The following is a 21,988-nucleotide window of genomic DNA, read 5'->3' on the forward strand; positions in this document are numbered from 1 at the left end:
ACTTGGCTGGTTTGAACAGATGACCTGTTTAAATTGGTTAGGTTTTTTTATTTTAAATGACAGATTTCCACTTTTCGGTATATATTAGTTATAAACATGTCTTTGATCATGTCACTATAGAAAGGAATATTTCCTATGAATAAATGTTATGTATTTATTGGGCCTTCTGGTTCCGGAAAGACGACACTAGCTCATGCAATTTTTTCTTCACAACAAAAGATCATTACGTATACGACCCGCCCCCCACGAAAAAATGAAAAAAATCACCTTGATTACCATTTTGTTTCTCAAGAGATCTTTGAAGAAATGATCGTCCATCAGGAATTTGCCGAATGGGATCGGTACGCCGATCACTATTATGGCTCAAGTAAACAAGAGATCTCAACGAAGCTTGCACAGGGTGACTGCTTCACGGTCCTTACAGCCCCAGGTTTTTGGCACTTGTATGAACAATTTGGTCGTTGTATCGTCCCTGTCTTCATCATAGTAGCAAAAGAAAAGTTGTATGAACGATTTGTACTTCGCGGAGAATCACCAGATAAAATCAGGCAACGGCTCGCTCTCTTTGAAAAAGATCAAAAAGAACTTGAAAAATTAACACTTATTCCTACCTTGATCTCATTTGAAAATAATCAGACGTTAGAAATCGAAACAGAAAATTTAAAGCAAGCCATCCATGCAGCGGATCATCGCTGAACAGTTGGCTTGCTTTTAGTTTTGAGCACTTCATAATAATTTTTGATAGGCTTTTCTTTCTCCGTGTGGGAATGGAAATTCAATCATGCCACAATAATGAAAACCTGCCGAGTATATCGTTTTTTCCATTGGGTGATTAGTGGGAAACGTATCGATCCGAACGTCCTTGATTCCTTGACATGTGGCAACGGTCAATAAATGATCTAATAATTGTTTTCCAAGTCTTTTCCCTCTTACGTTTTGATCAAGAGCAACTCGATGGATGGAAAGATACGGCTCTCTCCCCTCCCAATTTCCGGCAATTGCTGTATAGACCGGATCAATGCCTGCAACAAGCGCCGCAGTGCCAACGATGTCTTCTTCGTTAATCAAGACGAAGCTTTCCTGCCTTTCAATGTCTTCGATGAATCGTTCTTTTGATGGTTTTTGATCTCCTTGCCATTGAGGCAATCCTTGCTCAGCAAGGTATGCTGCAGCTTGATCAATGATTTGTAGCACTCTCGGCAAATCATCTAATGTAGTTTTTCTAAGGTACATATCTCTGCTCCTTTTATTGATCTGTGATCAATTTGTATAGCTTGTCTATTCTTGAACCACTGCGTAACCAGTCTGTCGGATGATCTAAGAGCTGACTAACTAATTCAAGATGATGTAACAATGTCCATTTCTTCAAAACTCCCAGACCAGGGAATTTTTGTTGGCGATACAAGCTGACAAGCTCAAGTAATCCTTCCGTGATATAAATTTGTTGATGGTTCCTCATCAACCAACCATACATTTTATTGGCTGCTTCCATAAATTTCAATGCTTGATCTTTTGCGGAATCATTGGTATCTGAAACGAAGTGTTTGATTCGCATATTCCCATAAGCATCGACGTATGTAATATGCAAGGCCAACGCTCGACTGGGAAATCCTTTATCGAAGTAACGACTGCCTTCGATCGTAAAATTGGAAAACCCATGATAGCCATCCATTTGAAAGAACAGATGATCATCGCTAAAAAAATCATCATTTTTTTCTGCATAATTTTCCACATGTCGTCTCGTTTGAAATTGATCACGGACAATGATTTTATTCTCAGGCAATTGCATGCGTAAGCGACTAGAATCAGGAATGAAAAATGTCGCATTAGTTTTGATCAAAGCTTGCCAAATCGCATTTTCTCTAGGTTGATGTTGTCCATCAAAAATAATGAATGGCGGGGGTGATTCAATCATTCTTTCATAATTGCTCGGCGTAATGATCTCTGCCTCTGCTAACGAGCTATCTTCACTGGTCACCCATGTGTGAATCGGTTGATCGAACAGTTTGAACTGACCCACTTGCGGATTCTTTATGATAATCAGCGGATGATTCTTTTTTTGAAATAACTCGACAACATTTTTTAGCGTCGCCGAATCACGTACTGGCTCGATGATTGGCTGAATCTTAGTGGATAAAAGTCCACGATTCAAACTTTCCTTTAATGCAAGTAGATCGAATTGTTTGCCACGTAAATAAGGATAATACATATATTATTCACTCCAATGGTTCAGTTGGCAGACGTCGAATATGACGTTGCTGGCGCAACCAGTCCTGTTCTTGTCGCAAGGCACGATTTTCTTCTTGCAGATCCTGGATTGCTTGACTTTCAATTTCATCAATAAACCTTTCATAGTACCGTTCTTTTGAGAAGGGATCTTGTGTTTCTGAGCGTTTTTTTAATTCTTTGTACAGCTGATCTGAAGGGAAATATTTTACTCCCCGTTCCATTTGTTTGGCCTTTCTGACTTCTCTAAACAATGAAGCCATAAAACGATTTGTCAATGCCTCTTCTGCTACACCTAACTCACGGCGCATTGCTTTTTTTGCAATAATAAAAGTTCCAGGAACAGCCATTTCCTCTTCTAGTGCATACGAACGATAGACTAATACACCAATCTCTGGTGGGATCTCACTTTTGACTTCTTCATATAAATTTTTTGGTAAAACAAAATAATTATAGTGACCGACAAAGGACAATTTAGCAGTTGAGCGAAAATCAGCTTTTGTGACTTTCAATTCATAACAGCGCCATTCTCTTGTTCCGTCAAATTTCATCAGACAACTTAAAGTATCCACGATTCCATGATCTTCAGGCATTGTTACTTCCTCGACCACGATCCCTCCCTGTTCGATACAATAATGATACAACGATGATTCCAGCTCGATCGTTAAAGGAGTTTTCATACACTTCACCTCCGAACATACTTTCGCTTTTCATTCTACCTGAAAAGCCAAGATAATCCAACTACCATTTTATTTTTTTGTATGCTACTTGTCTAACAATAAAAAAAGCAACATAGAAAAGACGAAAAATGCAGCTCAAACATCACATTTTTCGTCTTTTCAATTGCACTCGTTTTTTATTGATCGATCGACTTGACGGTAAATTCTTCTACCTGTTTGCTATTCCGTATTAAAAATCGCACGATTCATTTGTTCTGTTGATCTCTTAAGCTTGCTCGATTCCTGGCGGAAGATAAAACAAACCATATTTTTCAAATAATTCACCAATCTGAAAGAGTAAGTCTTCTCTTCCTCTGGCAGCCATAAACTGAATTCCTAGTGGCAATCCTTGTTCACTGACATGTGTAGGTAGACTTATTGCAGGTTGCCCAGTTAAGTTCGCTAGTTGTGTATAAGGAGTGATCGTCAAGCTCGCTTCAAACATCGCTGACACGACTGCCAACCCTTCATCTGCCGATAAATGAGAGACATCAGCCATCTGCTGACGGATCAAGTCACTTTGTAAGTCAGCTGTGATTTTAGGCGCAGTATCCGCAGTGGTTGGCGAAAGGAACAAATCAAAGGACTCAAATAAGCTTTCCATCGTGACAGCTGCATGATCCCATACGTGCAAGGAATGCACATAGTCTGCTGCAGTAAGTTTTTTACCGTATTGCCATAATGTCCATGAGATTGGTTCTAGCTCGTTGCTTTCTATCCTCCGCTGCAACCCATTTTCGATCGACTCGATCATTGCTGCCGTTTCAGCACCATTCATTTGATAATACGAGTTGATCAATGAACGTCCATCTAAAGGATAAGGAATCTCAACGATTTCATGTCCTGATTGTTCTAGAAAATGCAGTGCTTTTTGAACAGCAATTTGAGCATCTACACTTACCTTCGACCCGATTGGTGAATCAACACAGACAGCGATTTTCAACCGTTCCTTCACTGGATGCTGTTGCCAAAAGGCTGGTGTCACTTGATAAGGTGCCCCACTATTGATTCCTTGTAATGCTTGGAACAACGCTTTTGTATCTCTCATGGAAATCGTTAGTCCGAAATCAATTGCCGCTCCTTGCCAGCCTCGCCAAGCATTTGGACCAACAGGCATTGTTCCTCTTGATGGCTTCAAACCGATCAAGCCAGAAAATGAGGCTGGAATACGGATCGAACCACCCCCGTCACTGGCACCTGCCATAGGAACGATCCCAGCCGCAACAGCCGCCGCAGCTCCGCCACTTGATCCTCCTGGAGAGTATGCCAAGTTCCATGGATTTCGTGCTGGGCCATATAATTGTGGATCGGTAATATTCTTAAAGCCAAACTCAGGTGCATTCGTTTGACCAAATGAAACTAGGCCAGCTTTTTCTACCGCCTGAACATAATTTGAATTTTTGGATGCTCGGTGTTCTTCGAAAATCCTTGAACCAGAAGTTGCCAACCAGCCTTTTTTTTCTTGTCCTAGCATTTTTAAAGGAAATGGTATTCCTGCTAGTAGCGAATCACTCTCCAGTTGTGGTCGTTTTACATTTGATTGGAAATCAAGTGCTTCAAGTGTGACAAATGCGTTGATTTCTGGATTGAACTTTTCGATTTTCCGCTTTGTTTCTGTAAAAAGTTCTTCCAAGCTGAATTGCTTTGTTCTTAAACCATTCGCAAGATATGTTGCATCTTTCATGCTCTCCCTCCTCAGTTACGGTTATTTTCTCATATGACAGAAAAAGCAACAATGTTTACGCTTAGTCTCTTATTCTAAATAGAAAAACACTTGAAGCAACTGAATGCTTCAAGTGTTTTTCTCTAGTTATAAGAATGAAAGAGGTATTACGACATCGAGCGTAATTTCCCTCTAAATTCGTCGATTGAATGGTAGCCTTTTTCCGCCATGATCGTCTCTAATTCTTTACTGATACGATCAAAAATAGCTACTCCTTCTTTGTGAAGTTCCGTACCGATCTGTAACATGCTTGCGCCGCATAATAAATGTTCAAAAGCATCTTGTCCATTGCGGATACCGCCAGTACCGATGATTTTGATCTCTGGTTTCAAGCGGGTATAAAATGCCCGGACATTCGCTAACGCAGTAGGTTTGATATATTCGCCTCCAAGTCCACCAAAACCATCTTTTGGTTTGATGACGACTGTTTCACTCTCAGTATCGATATAAAGGCCATTTCCCACACTGTTGATCGAGTTCACATAGGCGATCGGGTACTGATTCAAGATTTCCGCCATTTGATCAAAGTGGGCGAAATCAAAATAAGGAGGAAGTTTGATTCCCAACGGTTTTGAGAACACTTGAAAGACTTCTTTCAATAAAGCTGCTGTTGCCTCGAAATCGTAAGCTAGCTGCGGTTTTCCTGGAACATTTGGGCATGAAAGATTCAGCTCAGTGATCCCTTGGTAATCACTTTCTTCGATCAACTTCAACATTTCCAGATTTTCCTCTGCACTCATACCGGCAATCGAGAAAAACAATGGTTGTTCTTGTCCATGCTCTTTCTCGTAGGCCAATGCATAATCCAGATAATAGGAAAAACCTAAGTTTGGTAAGCCCATTGAATTGATACTCCCCAGTGGCACATCATAATAACGAGGTTCAGGGTTTCCTGCTCGCTCATTGATGGTACAGCTTTTTGTAATGAACGCCCCCGCATTCGAATGTGCAAGTTCATCTAATTCCGCTGTAGTCATGCAATGGACACCAGAAGCGTTCATCAAGGGATTTTCAAAAGAATGATTTAAGAAAGTAGTCGTTAAGCTCAAGTTATTCTCTCCTTTTAATAAAGCGTTTTTTCTAGTGTATCATTTAAGCAAACAAAATCAACAAAAATTTATCGAATGTTCGATCAATCATCGATTTCTGAAGACAATACTTCTCCTGTTTGACTATTGATTTTTACATTTGTTGTTTGGTTGCCATTTTTCACTTTGACATCCCAGTAAGTAGTTCCTAATTCTTTATCAAGGTCCCAATCTGTAGCAGTTCCAGCGCCAACTTTTTCAACCGCGATTTTCCCAGCTTCTTCGATCGAGATCAGATTGCTGACATCTAAGCCGTCTTCTGATTTTTTCTTGCCGTTTTGTTCATCACGATCTAATTGCTCTGGATTCTCTGCCTCAAGTTTTTCGTCCATCGCATTGATTTTCACTGAATATTCGTTTTGATCATCGACACCTTCAATTTTGTAGAAGTAGCTTCCCCAATCACTATCGAGTTCTAAGCTAGTGATTGCTGCATCTGGGTATTTGTTTTGGAATAATTCAATCGCACGATCCGCAGAAACTTGAATATCAGGGTTTGCTGTTTGTGAAGAGGATGAATCAGTAGAACCAGCGGATGTGCTAGAGTCTTCTGACTTGTTCGTAGAGGTTACAGTTGTTTCTGACGACTGATTGGTCGTACTTGATGGGGTAGTTGTTTGGTTTGGCTGGCACCCCGCCAAAAGTAGTAAAGAAAATAAGCCTGTAAAAATAACTTTTGATTTCATAACAATTCTCCTTTTTATTAGGTATTTATTTTCAGTATAACGAAAAGAGTGAATACTGTCAGCCGATACCATGAAAAATCAGTCTATAGTCTGATTTTACAACTAAAAAAGAACCTGTTTTTACGTAAAAAAGTAAAAACAGGTTCTTTTCATTTAAATAAAAAAACAAAACTCAATAAATCATTTCCGATGCATTGGGATCGAATTGTTCCCTGGATGGACTAACAAGTACTGGATCACATCGATATTGCTCGATTCAAAAGATGCGGCACAGGCTTGTAAATAAAGATCCCACATACGATAGAACCGATCACCCATCTCCTGAGTCACCTGCTCTTGAACCGCATGGAAACGTTGCGTCCAATGTTGTAATGTCCATTGGTAATCACGACGTAAACTTTCTAAGTCGATCACTTGTAGATCGTTTTCCGTGATATCCTTAATCAGTTCCGTCACACCTGGTACATAACCGCCAGGGAAAATATATTTATTGATCCACGCATTCGTTGCACCACCTTGTTGTCGGCTGATTCCATGGATCAAAGCAGTTCCTTTAGGTTTCAACAAATCTTTGACTACTTTGAAATATTCAGGTAGATTTTCTGACCCTACGTGTTCGAACATCCCCACACTGGTGATATGATCGAAAGTCTCCTCTTTCAACTCACGGTAATCCATTAGAAACACACGACATTGGTCTTCTAGATGCTCTTCTTTGATTTTATTGGTGATGAAGTTGTATTGTTCTTCACTGAGAGTAATACCAGTCGCTTTGACATGATATTCTTTTGCAGCAGTAAATAGTAACGTTCCCCAGCCACAACCAATATCCAAGAGGGATTCCCCTTCTTTGATAAATAGCTTATCTAAAATATGATGGACTTTATTGATCTGTGCTTGCTCCAGACTATCTTCTGGAGTTTTGAAATAAGCACAAGAATACGTCAACGTTGAATCAAGCCATAAGCGATAAAAATCATTGCCTAAGTCATAATGAGCATGGATATCCGCTTTATTTTGTTGCTTTGTGTGTTTCTCTTTTTTTGGTAACCACTTCAGATAATCTTTGCTACGCAAGAAACTATCGGTATGACTATAAGCATCGTTGATCAATGATTGGATATTCCCTTCGATTTCAATGCGATGATCCATATAAGCTTCCCCTAAAGAAAGAGAAGCATTTTTCGTCAACTCTTTGATTGGGATCTCTTCATTGAGCGTGATTTTGATTTGTGGAGGGTTATCGGTATCCCCATACTGCTTCGTCGTTCCATCCCAATACGTGACTTCTACTGGAAGTGAAAAAGAGTGCGAAAATAGTTGATGATAAATTGTTTTTTCTAACATAATGATCCTCCTAAAACAAAAATTACACTATTACGTTATACCTATTTCGTCAAAGAATCAACAGATTACAGGCAATAAATAAAAGCTTTTTGAAAATTTCAGAAACACAAAAATAAAGAGTGTAAGGAGGAAGACATTTCTGCTTTCCCTCTTACATTCTTCATTTTTTTGATTCGATCAGACTTGGATCGCTTTTGAATCTTTGAAGCCAGTTTTAGCGAAAATCCATAGTAACAATAAAACGGCTATGGTCGACTGGATGCCCATCATCAAGACAAAATCAAAATGGATAAAACCGACAAAACCAGCAATTATCGAACTCACACCTAGAACATTCAACATCAAATTTGCGCTCTCTTTAAAGTTTTTTATAGAAGAGAATTTGCTTTTTCTTGTTAGCCATAAAAAGAAGGCAGCGCCGAACAAAATCAAGCCAGTCATGATAAACAATAAAATACCTAACGTCAAACTGTAAGATAAAATGATCATCGGTCGATTACTCGCATAAAATTCATTCTCTAAAAACTGTTCAAACTCTTTTGGACTTGTCATTCTCATAAAATCAAATGAGGAGGGATATGACATATTGTATTCTCGTTTTTGTCCATCCTCTTCTTGACGGATCGTCCAGCTGGTCTCTTCAAAATTGATTGCGGCTCCTCTTTCTGCCATTTCTTCTGGCGTCAGTGCTGTTCCGATGATGACATCGTTTGTTACACTAATGATCTCAGAGTCAGCTGTTAAGCGACCGTTCGTAAGTTGTAGTTCACGTAAGCGTGCCACCCCTTCCTGATCGATCAACGTATTCACCGATAAGAATTGTTCCATCGGGATCGCCGAGACTTGATTCGTATAAAATAAAGTAATCGGCATGACCATAAAAGAAATTAGAAACAGAAAGATCACGATAAATTTTGGCCAAGTGAGTTGTTTTCTACCTAAAAACAACTGTTTTGGACTTCTTAAGCTTGAAAAGTAATTGAGTGGGAATTTATCCATAGCAAACGACTCCTAACCTTTGGTCCCGCCTGATGTCAGTCCGGTCACAAAGTTTTTTTGTAAAAAGAAGAACAATAAACATATTGGTACAGCAATCAAGATTGCTCCCGCCGCAAACAGAGAAACGCGTTGGTTGGTTACATCAGAAATAAAGGTTTGTAATCCAACTGCAACTGTTTGATTTTCAGGCGTACGAAGTAGGAAACGTGCCAACATGAAGTCACCAAATGGTCCCATAAATGCCCAAAGCGCTTGGACTGCGATCATTGGTTTGACTAATGGCAAGACGATTTGCAAGAAAATCCTAAAGTGTCCTGCACCATCCAATTTAGCTGATTCATCTAAATCGATTGGGACTGTATCGAAGTATCCTTTCATCAGCCAAGTGTTCATTGGGATTCCCCCACCGATATAGATCATTGTCAGGAACCAATAACGATCCAATGCACCTAATAGAAAGGCCATCACATAAAAAGCGGTCAATGCTGCCATCGTTGGTACCATCTGGATCACTAGAAAGAACATCAAACTTGATTTTCTTCCGATGAAACGATAACGACTATACGTATAACCAGCAAGTGTCACAACAGTTACTTGAATGACCATCGTTAAAACAGAAATGATCAACGTATTTTTATACCACGTGCCATACAAGGTTTCATTGAATAAGCGAGAAAAATTATTTAAGGTCCAATCACCGGAGAAATCCAAACTAAAAGCAGCAATATTGCCTGGTTTGAAAGCAGTACTAGCTGTGATCAATAACGGATAGATGATAATGATCGACAATAGGATCAAAAACACATAAGTGAAGAAATGCGAAAGTCTCCGTTGGAACTTAGCACTCGTACTAAATTTTTTCATGACTAGTCCTCCATTTTGAACGCATTAGTTTTCTTGAATACCAACAGAGAAACGGCAATGACGATCATCGAAATGATCAGCGTGATCGCAGAAGCCATCGAATACTGTGGCGAGGTCCCCGTGGTCAATTTATAGATCCACGAAATCAAGATATCCGTTGATCCTGCACCACCACCGACACTTCCCGGTCCCCCATTATTGAAGAGGTAGATCATGGAGAAGTTATTGAAGTTCCCTGTATACTGTGTGATAAACGTTGGTGCTGCTACAAGAAAGATTGCTGGCAACGTGATACTTGAGAAGCGCTGCCAAGCATTCGCACCGTCGATTTTTGCTGCTTCGTAAAGATCTTCAGAAATCGATTGTAAGATCCCTGTGACCATCACATAGATGTAAGGAAAACCTAACCAGCCTTGTATCAAGATGATTGCGACTTTTGTCCAGTTCGGATCAGTTTTCCAAGGAACGGAGGCAATATCTACAAAGGGGATATTATTCAAGAATGGAATAACTTGCGTGTTGATCGCTCCCACACTATCGTTAAAGATGTTTGAAAAACTCATGATCGTGATAAATGCTGGGACTGCCCATGGTAAAAGGAAAATAATTCCAAAAACACGTTTGAATTTGATAAATTTCTGGTGCGCGATCACTGCTGTAAATACGCCTAACGTGATTTGTAAAGTAGTTGCACAAAGCGTCCAGATGACGGTCCAAGAGAACACGGCAACAAATGTATTTCGATAAGAACTTAAAAAGAAAATACTGAAGAAGTTTTCTGCTCCCACCCAGTCGATCAAACTTGCTGGTGGGATGTGTTGGAAATCATAGTTTGTAAATGCTGTAAATAATGTCACTAGAACCGGAAAGATGATCGTGAAAATCATCAATAGATACGCTGGAAGCGTCAAGAGATAAGGAAAGCCTTCATCACCCACATTATGTATGACTTCCTTCATTGTTCGATTGATCTTTTTCCCTTCTTTTCTCATGACTGCGACACGTTTTGCATCTACTAGATTGATGAAATAAAAAAATAAAAACAAGGCTGTCACAATCAATTGCAAAGTTCCTTGGATCAACATAAATAATGAGTGATCTTCCATTGGGACACTCCCTAAGGTAACTAAACCTATTAAGGATTGAAAACCACCTAAAACCATTTGGATGATAAATCCGATAAATAGTGCTAAAAATACGACTCCTTTAAATACTTGACCATTTGCAAATTGACCCAGTCCTGGAATGATCGAACGTAACATCGTGCCTTTGACATTGACCGCTGTATCTTCTTGTTGCATGGTGTTGTTCCCCCCTCTTGATACTAAAAACAGGTGCTGTATGTTGAAGCGCCTTTTCTATAAAATCATCTCACGTTCATCAAAGGTAAAACATGGAGCTGAGAAGCAATTTCCTTCACAGCTCCAACCTTTTTGATGATCTAATTAATATTTTTGCTCAATTGCTTCGCTGATCGTCTTCACCGCGTCGTCAGCCGATTCTTTTGGTGTTTTTCTGCCTGAACCAGCATCAAACATCAAGTTTTCTGCGCCTGTCCAAACTTCTGCCATCTCTGGAATATTTGGCATTGCTTGTGCTGTTTCATATTGTTCAATAACTGCAGTCGTCAATTCATCATTTGTGCCTTTTGCTGTTTCACGAGCCACTTGATTGGCTGGTACTTCGTTGACCATTTCAAAGAATTTTTCTTGATTTTCTGTATTGGTTACATAATCTAACCATTTTTGAGCCACTTCTTTATTCTTAGAGTAGTTACTTACCACCCAACCTTTTCCTCCACCAAATGGTTGATAAGATTCACCATTATTCAATGTTGGGATTTTTGATACGCCATAATTGATGTTGTTTTCTTGATAAGTTTGTGCTTGCCATGGGCCATCGATAATCGCTGCTGCCTTGTTTGACATGAACTGTTGGTTGACAAAGTCGCCAGCACTCTTGATATCTTGCATTCCTTTAGGCCAAACATTTTGGAACCAATCTGTAGCATAAGTGATTCCTTCTACTGCTCCTGCATTGTTTAACCCAATTTCAGATGGGTCTGTTCCATCTTCACCAAATACATAGCCACCGTAACCAGAAATCAAGCCATATGAATAATAAAAATCAGTCCATTTTGCTAAAAATCCTGTATTCGTTCCTTCTTCAGATTCAAAATTGAAACGTTCATCTTTTGCTAACGCTTCCAAATCTTTGAAAGTTGTCGGTGCAGTGTCAACTAGATCTTTGTTATAGTATAAAACTAGTGTCTCGATAACTGCCGGTGCCCCATAGATTTTATCCTCATACGTTACTTGAGCTTTATCCGTATCATTGTAATCTGCTTCGTTCCCCAATTTCACTTCTGCCAAATGCCCTTGTTGTCCTAATGCTCCGATCCGGTCATAAGCTGCCATCATGACATCTGGTGCTTTTCCTGCGGGACCGTCCAACGCAAGCGATTCCAATTGTTCGAACATGTCTTTTTCGACTAACTTGATTTTAACGTCATTGTCTTCTTCAAATTTTGTTTTAATCTCATTGACATAATCTTTGTAACCAGAATCGACAGAAATCGTTAATGTTTTTCCATCTTCTTCATTTGCTGCAGTTGATGAACCACCATTACCACAGGCAGCAAGTCCCCCGATAAACCCTAAAGATAATGCGCCTAACCCGAATTTTTTTAGCAACTGTTTACTCATTTTTTTTCCTCCGATTCTATTCTATTCCTCTTACAATTTGATTATATGTTTACAAAAGCTCGATTTGCAAACGCTTTCTCTATGTTACCGATAACAACTTAACAAAGGATCAAAAATCCATTCGTTTGGACTTCAGCTTTGCCGTCTTTTAAGATGTCACAATTTTGGCTGAACAAAACATCATTTTCTAAATCGACCAAATACGATTCTGTTCCTTGATTGAAATAAGCATGAATGGTTTGCTGATCGAGATGACGAGTCAAGTGAATTTGTTCGTTTTTGTCGTCAACCAATCGCCAAGTCAGATCCCCTTCAATCAACACTTGTTGCACTTGTTTACGCACACAGATCAATTCTTTGACGAACCCCTTCAATTCAAGATCTTGCTGGTCCTTTTCCCAGACCATACATTTTCGACAGTCAGGATCATCATGACCTGTCATGCCGATTTCTGTTCCGTAGTAGATACAAGGCGCCCCTTTTTGTAAGAACATGAAAGCTAACACTGATTTCATCAGTTCCTTGTCCTCTTTACACAAAGTCAAGATTCTGGCTGTATCATGAGAATCCAATAAATTGAATGTCCCTTCATTGACTTGATCACGATAAAGCATTTGCTGATGATTCATGCCACTGACCATTTGAGTGGGTGTGATTTTTTTATGGACGAAATAGTCTTTGATCGAATCCATAAAGGCGTAGTTCATCACCGCATGGAATTCATCGCCCTGTAACCAAGCTTGAGAAGAATGCCAGATTTCGCCTAAAATATAAATATCAGGTTTGATCGTAGTGACCGCTTCTCTGAATTTCTTCCAAAAATGATGATCCACTTCATTTGCTACATCTAACCGCCACCCATCGATATCAAATTCCTTGACCCAATACGTGGCAATATCTAATAAATAATCTTGTACTTCTTGATTTGCTGTATTGAGCTTAGGCATAAATGGCGTAAAAGCAAACGTATCATATGCCAGATTTTCGGCTGTTTCAGGAACATCTGTCATTTGATAGGCATCCACTGGAAATGAATGGATGTGGAACCAGTCTTTGTAGCGGGATTTCTCGCCATTTTCGATCACATCTTGCCATTGTGGGGCATGACTACCCATATGATTGAACACAGCATCCAGCATGATTCGGATTCCTTTATCATGCGCTTTTGTGATTAACTCTTTCAATAACTCTTTATCACCAAATTGTGGATCGACCGCATAGTAATCGATCGTGTCATATTTGTGATTCGAGGTTGCTTCAAAAACAGGACAGAAATAAATCCCTGTGATCCCTAAATCAGCTAGGTAATCGAGATGATCGATCACCCCTTGAAGATCTCCGCCAAAGAAATCTTCTCGATCCGGGTCTTTACTTCCCCAAGGCAACGTACCTTTAGGATCATTTGTTGAATCACCATTCGCAAAGCGTTCAGGAAATATTTGATACCAAATCGTTTGTTTTGCCCATTCAGGTACTTTGAAGCGATCGATTTGTTGAAAATATGGCATACGGAAATAATAGTTTGCATTCGCCAATGTTTCTTCTTGATAAGGGAATATTCCTTGGTCTCCGTAAAAACAATCCATCCCATCAATTCCCACGATGTGAAAACCGTATTGCAATCGTCTAGTATCACTCGTCAACTCGATTTCCCAGTAATCATGAAGAAGTGTACTTAATCCTTTTTTCATTGGTTGTTCTTTTAAATACCAATTTTCTGAGAAAATCGTATATGGATCTCCGCTGATCACAGAAACTTGTTTGACATCATCTTTACTTGTACGTAAGCGAATTCGCATCGTTGTATCACTGTATAAATAAGCAAATTCACTTTCAGGTCGATGATAAATTGCTGCAGTATTCATTTCAGTCCTCCCTTGTCTTTCAGTTAACAAAAACAACTATAAAAGATAACTAACTTAAAGACAACGCTTACATTGTTGTTATCGGTAACAAGATTTTTAGCAAAAAAAAGATGAATGGCACACTGTTTACAAAACATGCGTGATTCATCTTCTTGACGCTATTTATTTACATAGGTTTTCTGATCATATGCATACTTTAACAACTGCTCTTCTTGCCATGTGACACCAATCCCTGATTGACCAGGAATCCTCAAATGTCCATTTGTGATTCGTGCTTTGGGTTCGACAATATCATCATAGAAATAGCGATCAAAAGCAGACAAGTCTCCTGGAAAAGTAAAGCAATCTTGACTTGCAAAATGCAGATTCATCGCTCGACCGACTCCGGATTCAAACATCCCACCTAACCAAACGAGCAAGTCATTTTCCTGACAAAAATCGACGATTCTTAAAGCCTCAGTGATTCCTCCGACTCTGGGAATCTTTAAATTGATTGCTCGACAACTTCCCAGTGCATGAGCTGTTTTTACGTCTTCCAGTGTTCGAATATTCTCATCAAGACAAACTGCTGTTTTGATTTCCTTTTGAAGTATGGCATGGTCAACATAGTCACGAGGGTGAAAAGGTTGTTCGATCATCGCAAGCTTCAAGGCATCCATTTTCTTGAATAACGGCAGATCGCTGATCGTATAAGCAGAATTCGCATCAGCCATCAATTGGATCTCTGGATATTGTTCACGCAACACTTGCAGTGGCACTAAGTCATTGCCAGGAGTGATTTTCAACTTGATTCGTTGGTATCCTTGATCAACATAAGTTTTTGCAGTCGCAAGTAAATCTATCGGGTTGTCATGGACACCAATACTGACACCTACGGGAATCGCTGATCGTTCGGCGGAAAACAACTTTTGTAATGGGCGCCCTATTCGACGAGCATAAAGATCCCAAACCGCTGTTTCGACCGCTGATTTTGCCATAAAATTCCCTTGCGTATATTTGAAAGCTGACCAAATTTCTTCTGGATGTGAGAAGTCAAGTTCGAATAAACAAGGAATCAGCTCTTTTTGTAATACCGATCGACTCATATCAATCGTTTCTTCGATGTAATCTGCACGTTCAAAAGCGACTAACTCGCCGATCCCCTGATTCCCTAACTCATCTTCCACGATCAACAAATCAAAAGCCTTTGTATCCAATCGACCATAACTCGTTCTGAAAGGTGTCACTAAGGGGAATCGCAAACAGTACTGTTGGATGTTGACTATTTTGATGGCGTCCACTCCCTTTCCATTTCACTGATCCAAGTAGTGACAGTTGTCTCAAATAGCCTAGGTTGCTCGATGTGACTACAGTGCCCGCATTCCGTAAGGATCTGGCAACGAAAAATCTCTTTAATGTTTGTTATTTGTTTACCGATCTTTTGGAACTTCTCATCCTTTTGACCAACAAGATACAATAGTGGGCATTCGATACTCGCTAAATCTGGCCAATAATTTTTTTGCGCGCCAGTTCCCATATAGTAAAGACTTAATGCTAAACCTAGCTTATTTTGAGCAAGGCGCTCGTTTCTTACTCTGCTTTTTTGTTCCAAGGATAACGCCTGTTGTGAAGCGAATAGTGGCAACTTCTCCCAATCATCAACAAAATCACTCAAAGGCTCTCTCAATAAACGTAAAGCAAGTTTTCGATCAGCTTTTTTACGATGGTTTCGTTGCTGTTCATCTGCAATTCCTGCAGTTCCACCTTCTAAAATGAGGCCTTTGATCCCTTGTGGCCGTTCGAGCGCCCAAGCAAGTGCTACTCGAGCCCCCATCGAGTAGCCTAATACATAAAAAGAAGGAATTTTTAATAATGAGACTAAACTCGCCAAATCAGCTACCAATGACGTAAGTTGGTAACGGTAAGGATGAAGGTAAACCGCTGTTTTTCCATGACCGATCAAATCAATGGCTAAGTAATTAAACTGAGGATTCTCAAACATAAACGTTTGTGTACTACCGGTAAAGCCATGCAAACAAATAACCGTTGGCTGTTTTGGATCAGTTTAGTGTAACCAACGGTAATGGTAAGCCACCCCACGTACAGTCTTAACTGGCATCAGTCTATTTCCTCCTGATAACGACGCTTCATCTGCTCCCATAATTGGACAGGTTCTTGTTGTTGCCCTCTGATTTCAATCATTGTCCAATCCCCTTGATTCCGGCTTTTTTCAATCGCTTGCTCAAACTCTTTACTTGAAGGTGGTTGTATATAATGACCATTATATAAATCTGCTACTTTCTCTAATTCTAAATCAAGTGGTGTACCAAACAATGGTTCAAAATCAGTCTCTGAAAGTTGATTTTGAGGAAGAAAAGAAAAAATTCCACCACCATTGTTGTTCAATACGACTAAAGTAACAGGTAAGTGATAACGTCGCATTAGCTCCAACGCGTTCATGTCATGAAACAGCGCAAGATCGCCGATCAAGACAAACATCCGCTTGTTCCTTACCAAAGCGATTCCTGCCGCTGTAGAAATCAACCCGTCGATCCCGTTGATCCCTCGATTCCCATAGATCGGAAATGACTCTGTAGTAGGCGAAGCAAAACGATCAACAAAGCGGATCGCGTTACTATTTGCCAAAAATAAAGCTTCCTCTGATTTTATCGCTTGCAATAACTGGCAACTAGCATTGCTTTCGCTCCATTCATCGATAGACAATTCTTTAGTGATAACTTCTCTCGCTTTTTGATAAGCTCTTTTCCATTGCACCAACCATTCGTCAGGGGGTGGCGTAGGTATTGCATCCAAAGTTTCCGATACTAGTTTACAGAAATCAAGTACACCGATTTGGATAAAACTTGTTCCTAAATGTAATGGATCACGCCATTCTTCCTCATCGATCAAGACATAGTCAGAAATAGTTTCGTGATGTTTTTTTAAATAAAGCATCACATTTTTAGCTACAGGAAGATTACCAAATTGCCAAATGACTTCAGGAGTTTCAGGAACCGGTCCAGAAAAAATCAAATCTGCGTGCGGAAGATAGACATCGCTCATTTGTTGACAAGCACCTAGATTTGCCAATGGATCGCCAATGATTGGCCATTGTAAAGCTGTTGCTAAAGTAAGTAACGCTTTTGCCTCATCAGGTGTCAATTCTTTACCGACGATCATCAACCCTTTTTTTGATAGCCAAGGAACAAGCTCCGGTACTTGCTTCGACACAATTTGAGTAACCAGTTTTTTTGGATGAAAAGATCCATCAAGAGAAAAAGTTAAATCAGGCAATAATGGCTCTCTAAAAGGCAAATTGATCTGAATAGGGCCAGCAGGCACGCGTGTTGCTTCATAGGCACTATTGGCACCATGCCAGTAGCTATACCGTATCATTTCCGAACTGGCTTCAGGAAGTGCTAATTCAATAAACTTTTTGATATGCGAACCAAATAACTTTTGTTGGTCCATCGTTTGTGGCGAACCAACGCCACGTGCTTCTGGTGGACGATCTGCTGTTAGCAATAGTAAAGGAATGTTTGTTGCTTTTGCTTCACAAACCGCTGGAAAGAAGTTCGCTGCGGCAGTACCAGACGTACAAAGAACCCCGACTGGTTGTTTCAATGCTTTTGCCATACCTAATGCAAAGAATGCCGCCGATCGCTCATCAACATTGACTGTTGTATTGATCTCTGGGTCTCTATGAAGTAACAAGGCAAGTGGGGTCGATCGTGAACCAGGACTGATCACGACATTTTTAAGCCCGCCTTCTTTCATTCCTTTGATGAATGCCAATAAATAAGCGGTCATCTCTTGTTGTCTCGTCATCCTTTCACTCCTCTAAGCATTGGTTGGAATTTCAGCAATGTTTCTTGGCGTTCTGCCTCAGGATCAGAATCCGCAACAATGCCACAACCTGCATATAATATTCCTTCGGTTTCAGTCAAGATGCCTGAGCGGATGCCTACAGCAAACTCACCGACATCCTCGATCGGGTCCACCCACCCGATTGGTGCCCCGTATAACCCTCTACCGAAAGGTTCATGATCTTTGATCCATTGCAACGCTAATCTTTGAGGTTCACCACCTAAAGCCGGTGAAGGATGGATCAGTTCAACCGCATCGATCAATGAGACTCCCTGTTTACGTTCTCCAGAGAAAGTCATCGCTAAATGTTGAATATCACGGTTTTTCAATAACCGACGGGAAGAAACAGCGACATCCCCTGCGACAATATTTGCTAATTGATCCTCTAATCGTTGCGCAACAATTCCGTGTTCTTGTGTATTTTTAGAGTCTTTTAAAAGTTCTTTGCCGATTTCATCGTCTTCCTGCATAGTAGATCCTCTAGGTGCCGAACCTGCTATCCCAGCAGTCATAAAATGACTTTTCGTTCCTTGAATCAATCGTTCTGGAGTTGCACCAATGAAAGCAAGTTGATTCGATGCTAAAAGAAATAAATAAGTCTGTGGTTGTTGTTCAGCTAAACGATGAAGAATTTGAGTGATTGACTGGAAAGATCCGTGTATTGCCAATTGTCTTGCTAAGACGACCTTTTTAAGCGAAGTAGCTTTGTGTATGATTTCCTTGCGCGCATCATCTACATTGTGTAGAAAAGTTGGAACTGCCAGCTCTTCGGACGACACAAGAACATTTACTGATTGTTCTTGTTCTTTGCCTTCTAACAATTCACTCACAAGACTATCTAAATACGAAAAATCTTTTAAAAGACTCCTGGTTGTTGCAGCTTCTTTTCTGATTGTCAAAACAACTTGAGTCTTTGAACCTATTCGCTTGAAAAGAATACTTGGTAGAATGAAATAGCCAGATTCAACCTCACTCCAAATCTTTTCTTTTAAGTTGTTTGGATCAAAGGGAAAGCCTCCAAAAAGCAAAGGTCCCCCCTTCTGGCTTGATACGTTTAAAAAACTTTTAGAAAACTCAAGAGAAAATCCTTTGATAGCACTAGGCATATCATCCTGTTGTCCATCAAATAAATTTTCTCCTATTCCTAATAGCTCACAATCCTCATCAGGAGGACACCAATAAAAGCGATCTCCTTTAGATGGGACAAGAGGCAAGAGTTTTTTTACCGTTTGTTCACCAAGCTCGTAGCTATAAGTAAAATAAAGATGATTTTTTAAAAGCTGATCATCGATTGAGCTATCTAATTTGATATTCAATGTAATTCACTCTTTCTTCTGTCATTAAAAGACGTTTGATTGGTTTTCCAGTCGCCGTTTTAGGAATTTCCGAGACACAGTAGATTTTAGTTGGATGCTTGTAACGTGCTAATGGCGCTAGTAGATCAGTGATTTCTCTATCAGTAAGTGGTTCATCTAATCGCACATAAGCAACAGGTGTTTGCCCCCATGTTTTATCCCAAGCCCCTACGACAGCGACCTCCGCAATTTTATTGCAAGTTAAAAGTACTCGCTCGATTTCAACTGGGAAAATATTCTCTCCCCCCGAAATGATGCGTTCACTCATGCGACTGACAATATAAAGATAATCCTCTTCATCAAGGTACCCCCAATCGCCAGTGTGAAACCAACCATCCTCTGTCCAAGAATCCGGATTGACGCAATTCAAATAGTGGTCGATGATCGATGGTCCTTTGACTAAAATCTCTCCCATTTGATCTGACTTCTTATCTTTTTGAATACGGATCGATACCTCAGACAAAGCTTTACCAGAAGAACCGGTTTTTGCTTCGAATGACTCCGGAGAAAGGGCGACGATCTGTGAACAGGTTTCTGTCATGCCATAAGAAAGCATCACAGGCACCTGTTTTTCCATACATGCTTGCATGACTCGTCCTTCTCCCGGCCCTCCCCCTAATAATACTTTTTTGAATGAGGGAGCATAACCACTTTCTGGGATCAATGGTTCAAGGTCTTTCAACATTTTGCTGACCAAAGAAATATAGTTGCCACTTCCATTTGCTAAAAGTTGATGGACTTGTTGAGGAGAGAATCCCTGCAACAGAATCACTTGGATGCCTAAAGCAAGTGAGCGTAATAAAATAGACAAGCCACTAATGTGATAGAGTGGCACACAGCAGATCCAGCTATCTGAACGATCTACTTCTAAACTTAGCGCAGTCGCTTGGCTGCTCGCATAGTGATTGGCAAATGTTTGCGGTACGCCTTTCGGTTTACCTGTCGTTCCAGACGTATACATGATTGACGCAATTGCCTTTTCTCCGTACCCTTCATCAAACCAATTCTTCGGCTGTAGGACGTGTAATTCCGAAGGATCGGGAAATGAAAACCAAGTGATGCGCTCGTTGACTGCTAATTTATTGGCAGAAATAAGAGTGGATGTCCCAGCATCTGCCATCTGTTCATTGATCTCATTCGTCGTCAAGCGTGTATTGACAAACTGAATTTCTTTTCCTAACTCCCATAATGCCAAGATCGATAAATAGGCATCTAAATCATTTTCACAATACAAGGCAACTCGTTCACTCGCTTTGGGTAATATTCGATGATAATACTCTGCAAAACTTTGAACGTGTGAAGTCAGCTCGCGAAAAGACAAATGATGATCGTTCCACTGACAGGCTGGTGCATCTGGATGAAGCATTGCTTGTTTTTGCAACCAGCTATTAGGTTGAGGTTTAAGGGAACTTAGGAAATTGGTCAAAATCAGGTTCTCTTTTTTCTTTAAATGCGTCGCGTCCTTCTTGTGCTTCATCCATGGTGTAATATAAAAGCGTCGCATCCCCTGCCAATTGTTGGATACCTGCTAAGCCATCTGTATCTGCGTTCATTGCCGCTTTGATCATTCGTAGAGCTAGTGGGCTTTTCTTCAACATCTCTTCTGCCCACTCGATCGTCACATCCTCTACTTGTTCGAGCGGTACGACCGTATTGATCCAATTCATTGCCAACGCTTCTTCAGCACTATACTGCTTCGTCATGAACCAAACTTCTTTCGCTTTTTTATGCCCTACGACACGAGCCAAGTAACCCGAACCATAGCCACCATCGAAGCTCCCAACGTTAGGCCCTGTTTGACCGAATTTCGCATTTTCGGCTGCGATTGTGATATCACACACAAGTTGTAAGACATTTCCACCACCGATCGACCAACCTTTTACCATCGCAATCACTGGCTTAGGAATGACTCGGATCAATCGTTGCAAATCTAGTACATTCAGACGCGGAATTTGGTCTTCACCAACATACCCACCATTTCCTCGAACTTTCTGATCGCCACCTGAACAAAATGCTTTGTCACCAGCCCCTGTCAAAATGATAACACCGATATCTTGACGATCACGACTGATTGTAAAAGCTTCGATCATCTCAAAGACTGTTTTTGGTGTAAAAGCATTATGGACCTCCGGACGATTGATTGTTATCTTAGCAATCTTCCCATATTGTTCAAATAAGATTTCGTCGTATTCCTTGATCGTTTTCCATTCTCTCATTTCTATCTCCTCCTAAAATTCATTAAATTTATTATACACAAGTTTTAAGCATTTAATGATAATTTCTTTATAAATTACTGTACAAAAAATATTGAATGAGTTAAGCGCAAGAAAAGCTTTATAATCTAACTTTCAAATAAATGATTTTAGATTTTTTCAGTGAATTTATTGTTTCTATTTTTCGTTGTAATTGATTACTTCAAATATCTTCTCTTATTAGTCCCTGGCTATATTCATAATCTAGCATATACCTAATACGTAATTTTTTTGCTTTTACCATTCATACTCATAATAAACAATTGCTACGCAAGCAAATGAATGTTTTCAAAATCCTCTATTTCGTTTACTA

Annotated in this window: 19 protein-coding genes; 1 reads left to right on the forward strand and 18 read right to left on the reverse strand. The window is 40.0% G+C overall.

Annotated features, from left to right (window positions below; translation table 11 throughout):
- Nucleotides 1-135: 135 nt before the first annotated feature.
- Entirely contained in the window at nucleotides 136-696 is a 561-nt protein-coding gene (locus IGJ49_RS07170; protein WP_438722932.1) for a guanylate kinase, read from the forward strand.
- A 30-nt stretch (nucleotides 697-726) separates the two neighbouring features.
- Here the strand turns inward: IGJ49_RS07170 and IGJ49_RS07175 are convergent, their stop codons facing one another.
- From IGJ49_RS07175 to menB, 18 genes are all read right to left on the reverse strand, one after another.
- On the reverse strand, nucleotides 727-1,233 hold the full coding sequence (locus tag IGJ49_RS07175; RefSeq protein WP_194179957.1) for a GNAT family N-acetyltransferase: 507 nt from the start codon (nucleotides 1,231-1,233) through the stop codon (nucleotides 727-729).
- Between the two features lie 13 nt (nucleotides 1,234-1,246).
- On the reverse strand, nucleotides 1,247-2,209 hold the full coding sequence (locus tag IGJ49_RS07180) for a sce7725 family protein (RefSeq protein WP_062805223.1): 963 nt from the start codon (nucleotides 2,207-2,209) through the stop codon (nucleotides 1,247-1,249).
- 7 nt (nucleotides 2,210-2,216) lie between these two features.
- The gene (locus IGJ49_RS07185) at nucleotides 2,217-2,906 is read right to left on the reverse strand and encodes a hypothetical protein (protein ID WP_438722935.1); all 690 of its coding nucleotides are present in this window, start codon (nucleotides 2,904-2,906) and stop codon (nucleotides 2,217-2,219) included.
- Nucleotides 2,907-3,171: 265 nt separating this feature from the next.
- The gene (locus tag IGJ49_RS07190) at nucleotides 3,172-4,629 is read right to left on the reverse strand and encodes an amidase (protein WP_438722937.1); all 1,458 of its coding nucleotides are present in this window, start codon (nucleotides 4,627-4,629) and stop codon (nucleotides 3,172-3,174) included.
- Nucleotides 4,630-4,775: 146 nt separating this feature from the next.
- Nucleotides 4,776-5,717, reverse strand: coding sequence for a dihydroorotate oxidase (locus tag IGJ49_RS07195; RefSeq protein WP_071867076.1), 942 nt, complete (start codon nucleotides 5,715-5,717; stop codon nucleotides 4,776-4,778).
- Nucleotides 5,718-5,800: 83 nt separating this feature from the next.
- The gene (locus IGJ49_RS07200) at nucleotides 5,801-6,442 is read right to left on the reverse strand and encodes a PepSY domain-containing protein (RefSeq protein ID WP_023519688.1); all 642 of its coding nucleotides are present in this window, start codon (nucleotides 6,440-6,442) and stop codon (nucleotides 5,801-5,803) included.
- Between the two features lie 180 nt (nucleotides 6,443-6,622).
- On the reverse strand, nucleotides 6,623-7,789 hold the full coding sequence (locus IGJ49_RS07205) for an SAM-dependent methyltransferase (RefSeq protein WP_023519689.1): 1,167 nt from the start codon (nucleotides 7,787-7,789) through the stop codon (nucleotides 6,623-6,625).
- A gap of 177 nt (nucleotides 7,790-7,966) precedes the next feature.
- Nucleotides 7,967-8,788, reverse strand: coding sequence for an integral membrane protein (locus tag IGJ49_RS07210; RefSeq protein ID WP_023519690.1), 822 nt, complete (start codon nucleotides 8,786-8,788; stop codon nucleotides 7,967-7,969).
- Nucleotides 8,789-8,800: 12 nt separating this feature from the next.
- Nucleotides 8,801-9,652 carry a sugar ABC transporter permease gene (locus tag IGJ49_RS07215; RefSeq protein WP_010735425.1) on the reverse strand — a complete coding sequence of 284 codons (852 nt, stop codon included), beginning with the start codon at nucleotides 9,650-9,652 and terminating at the stop codon, nucleotides 8,801-8,803.
- 2 nt (nucleotides 9,653-9,654) lie between these two features.
- Nucleotides 9,655-10,953: a carbohydrate ABC transporter permease gene (locus tag IGJ49_RS07220; protein ID WP_010735424.1), complete on the reverse strand. Its 1,299-nt coding sequence runs from the start codon at nucleotides 10,951-10,953 to the stop codon at nucleotides 9,655-9,657.
- 144 nt (nucleotides 10,954-11,097) lie between these two features.
- Nucleotides 11,098-12,357 (reverse strand): extracellular solute-binding protein, encoded by a 1,260-nt coding sequence (locus tag IGJ49_RS07225; protein ID WP_153829821.1) that lies wholly within the window; start codon nucleotides 12,355-12,357, stop codon nucleotides 11,098-11,100.
- Nucleotides 12,358-12,455: 98 nt separating this feature from the next.
- Nucleotides 12,456-14,222, reverse strand: a complete 1,767-nt coding sequence (locus IGJ49_RS07230; protein WP_096081549.1) for a glycoside hydrolase family 13 protein — start codon at nucleotides 14,220-14,222, stop codon at nucleotides 12,456-12,458.
- Between the two features lie 158 nt (nucleotides 14,223-14,380).
- Entirely contained in the window at nucleotides 14,381-15,493 is a 1,113-nt protein-coding gene (gene menC, locus IGJ49_RS07235; protein ID WP_226076621.1) for an o-succinylbenzoate synthase, read from the reverse strand.
- Nucleotides 15,484-16,242, reverse strand: a complete 759-nt coding sequence (gene menH / locus IGJ49_RS07240) for a 2-succinyl-6-hydroxy-2,4-cyclohexadiene-1-carboxylate synthase (RefSeq protein ID WP_438723988.1) — start codon at nucleotides 16,240-16,242, stop codon at nucleotides 15,484-15,486. Before menH ends, menC begins: the two co-directional genes overlap by 10 nt.
- A 77-nt stretch (nucleotides 16,243-16,319) precedes the next feature.
- Nucleotides 16,320-18,029 carry a 2-succinyl-5-enolpyruvyl-6-hydroxy-3-cyclohexene-1-carboxylic-acid synthase gene (gene menD / locus IGJ49_RS07245; RefSeq protein ID WP_438722942.1) on the reverse strand — a complete coding sequence of 570 codons (1,710 nt, stop codon included), beginning with the start codon at nucleotides 18,027-18,029 and terminating at the stop codon, nucleotides 16,320-16,322.
- Complete coding sequence (locus IGJ49_RS07250; RefSeq protein ID WP_226076497.1) at nucleotides 18,026-19,384, reverse strand: isochorismate synthase; 1,359 nt, start codon at nucleotides 19,382-19,384, stop codon at nucleotides 18,026-18,028. Before IGJ49_RS07250 ends, menD begins: the two co-directional genes overlap by 4 nt.
- Entirely contained in the window at nucleotides 19,365-20,849 is a 1,485-nt protein-coding gene (gene menE, locus IGJ49_RS07255; protein ID WP_349519484.1) for an o-succinylbenzoate--CoA ligase, read from the reverse strand. Before menE ends, IGJ49_RS07250 begins: the two co-directional genes overlap by 20 nt.
- Nucleotides 20,824-21,639 carry a 1,4-dihydroxy-2-naphthoyl-CoA synthase gene (gene menB, locus IGJ49_RS07260; RefSeq protein WP_010735416.1) on the reverse strand — a complete coding sequence of 272 codons (816 nt, stop codon included), beginning with the start codon at nucleotides 21,637-21,639 and terminating at the stop codon, nucleotides 20,824-20,826. The genes menE and menB overlap by 26 nt, the downstream gene beginning before the upstream one ends.
- Nucleotides 21,640-21,988: the final 349 nt, after the last annotated feature.

The sequence above is a fragment of the Enterococcus sp. AZ171 genome (assembly GCF_051714005.1).
In the GTDB taxonomy this organism is placed as follows: Bacteria; Bacillota; Bacilli; order Lactobacillales; family Enterococcaceae; genus Enterococcus_B; species Enterococcus_B pernyi.

What these genes read in the sequence shown, in the direction of transcription:
- IGJ49_RS07170 (WP_438722932.1), top strand. Translation starts at nt 136, where the DNA reads ATGAATAAATGTTATGTATTTATTGGGCCTTCTGGTTCCGGAAAGACG.
- IGJ49_RS07175 (WP_194179957.1), bottom strand. Translation starts at nt 1,233, where the DNA reads ATGTACCTTAGAAAAACTACATTAGATGATTTGCCGAGAGTGCTACAA.
- IGJ49_RS07180 (WP_062805223.1), bottom strand. Translation starts at nt 2,209, where the DNA reads ATGTATTATCCTTATTTACGTGGCAAACAATTCGATCTACTTGCATTA.
- IGJ49_RS07185 (WP_438722935.1), bottom strand. Translation starts at nt 2,906, where the DNA reads ATGAAAACTCCTTTAACGATCGAGCTGGAATCATCGTTGTATCATTAT.
- IGJ49_RS07190 (WP_438722937.1), bottom strand. Translation starts at nt 4,629, where the DNA reads ATGAAAGATGCAACATATCTTGCGAATGGTTTAAGAACAAAGCAATTC.
- IGJ49_RS07200 (WP_023519688.1), bottom strand. Translation starts at nt 6,442, where the DNA reads ATGAAATCAAAAGTTATTTTTACAGGCTTATTTTCTTTACTACTTTTG.
- IGJ49_RS07205 (WP_023519689.1), bottom strand. Translation starts at nt 7,789, where the DNA reads ATGTTAGAAAAAACAATTTATCATCAACTATTTTCGCACTCTTTTTCA.
- IGJ49_RS07210 (WP_023519690.1), bottom strand. Translation starts at nt 8,788, where the DNA reads ATGGATAAATTCCCACTCAATTACTTTTCAAGCTTAAGAAGTCCAAAA.
- IGJ49_RS07215 (WP_010735425.1), bottom strand. Translation starts at nt 9,652, where the DNA reads ATGAAAAAATTTAGTACGAGTGCTAAGTTCCAACGGAGACTTTCGCAT.
- IGJ49_RS07220 (WP_010735424.1), bottom strand. Translation starts at nt 10,953, where the DNA reads ATGCAACAAGAAGATACAGCGGTCAATGTCAAAGGCACGATGTTACGT.
- IGJ49_RS07225 (WP_153829821.1), bottom strand. Translation starts at nt 12,357, where the DNA reads ATGAGTAAACAGTTGCTAAAAAAATTCGGGTTAGGCGCATTATCTTTA.
- IGJ49_RS07230 (WP_096081549.1), bottom strand. Translation starts at nt 14,222, where the DNA reads ATGAATACTGCAGCAATTTATCATCGACCTGAAAGTGAATTTGCTTAT.
- menD (WP_438722942.1), bottom strand. Translation starts at nt 18,029, where the DNA reads ATGACGAGACAACAAGAGATGACCGCTTATTTATTGGCATTCATCAAA.
- menB (WP_010735416.1), bottom strand. Translation starts at nt 21,639, where the DNA reads ATGAGAGAATGGAAAACGATCAAGGAATACGACGAAATCTTATTTGAA.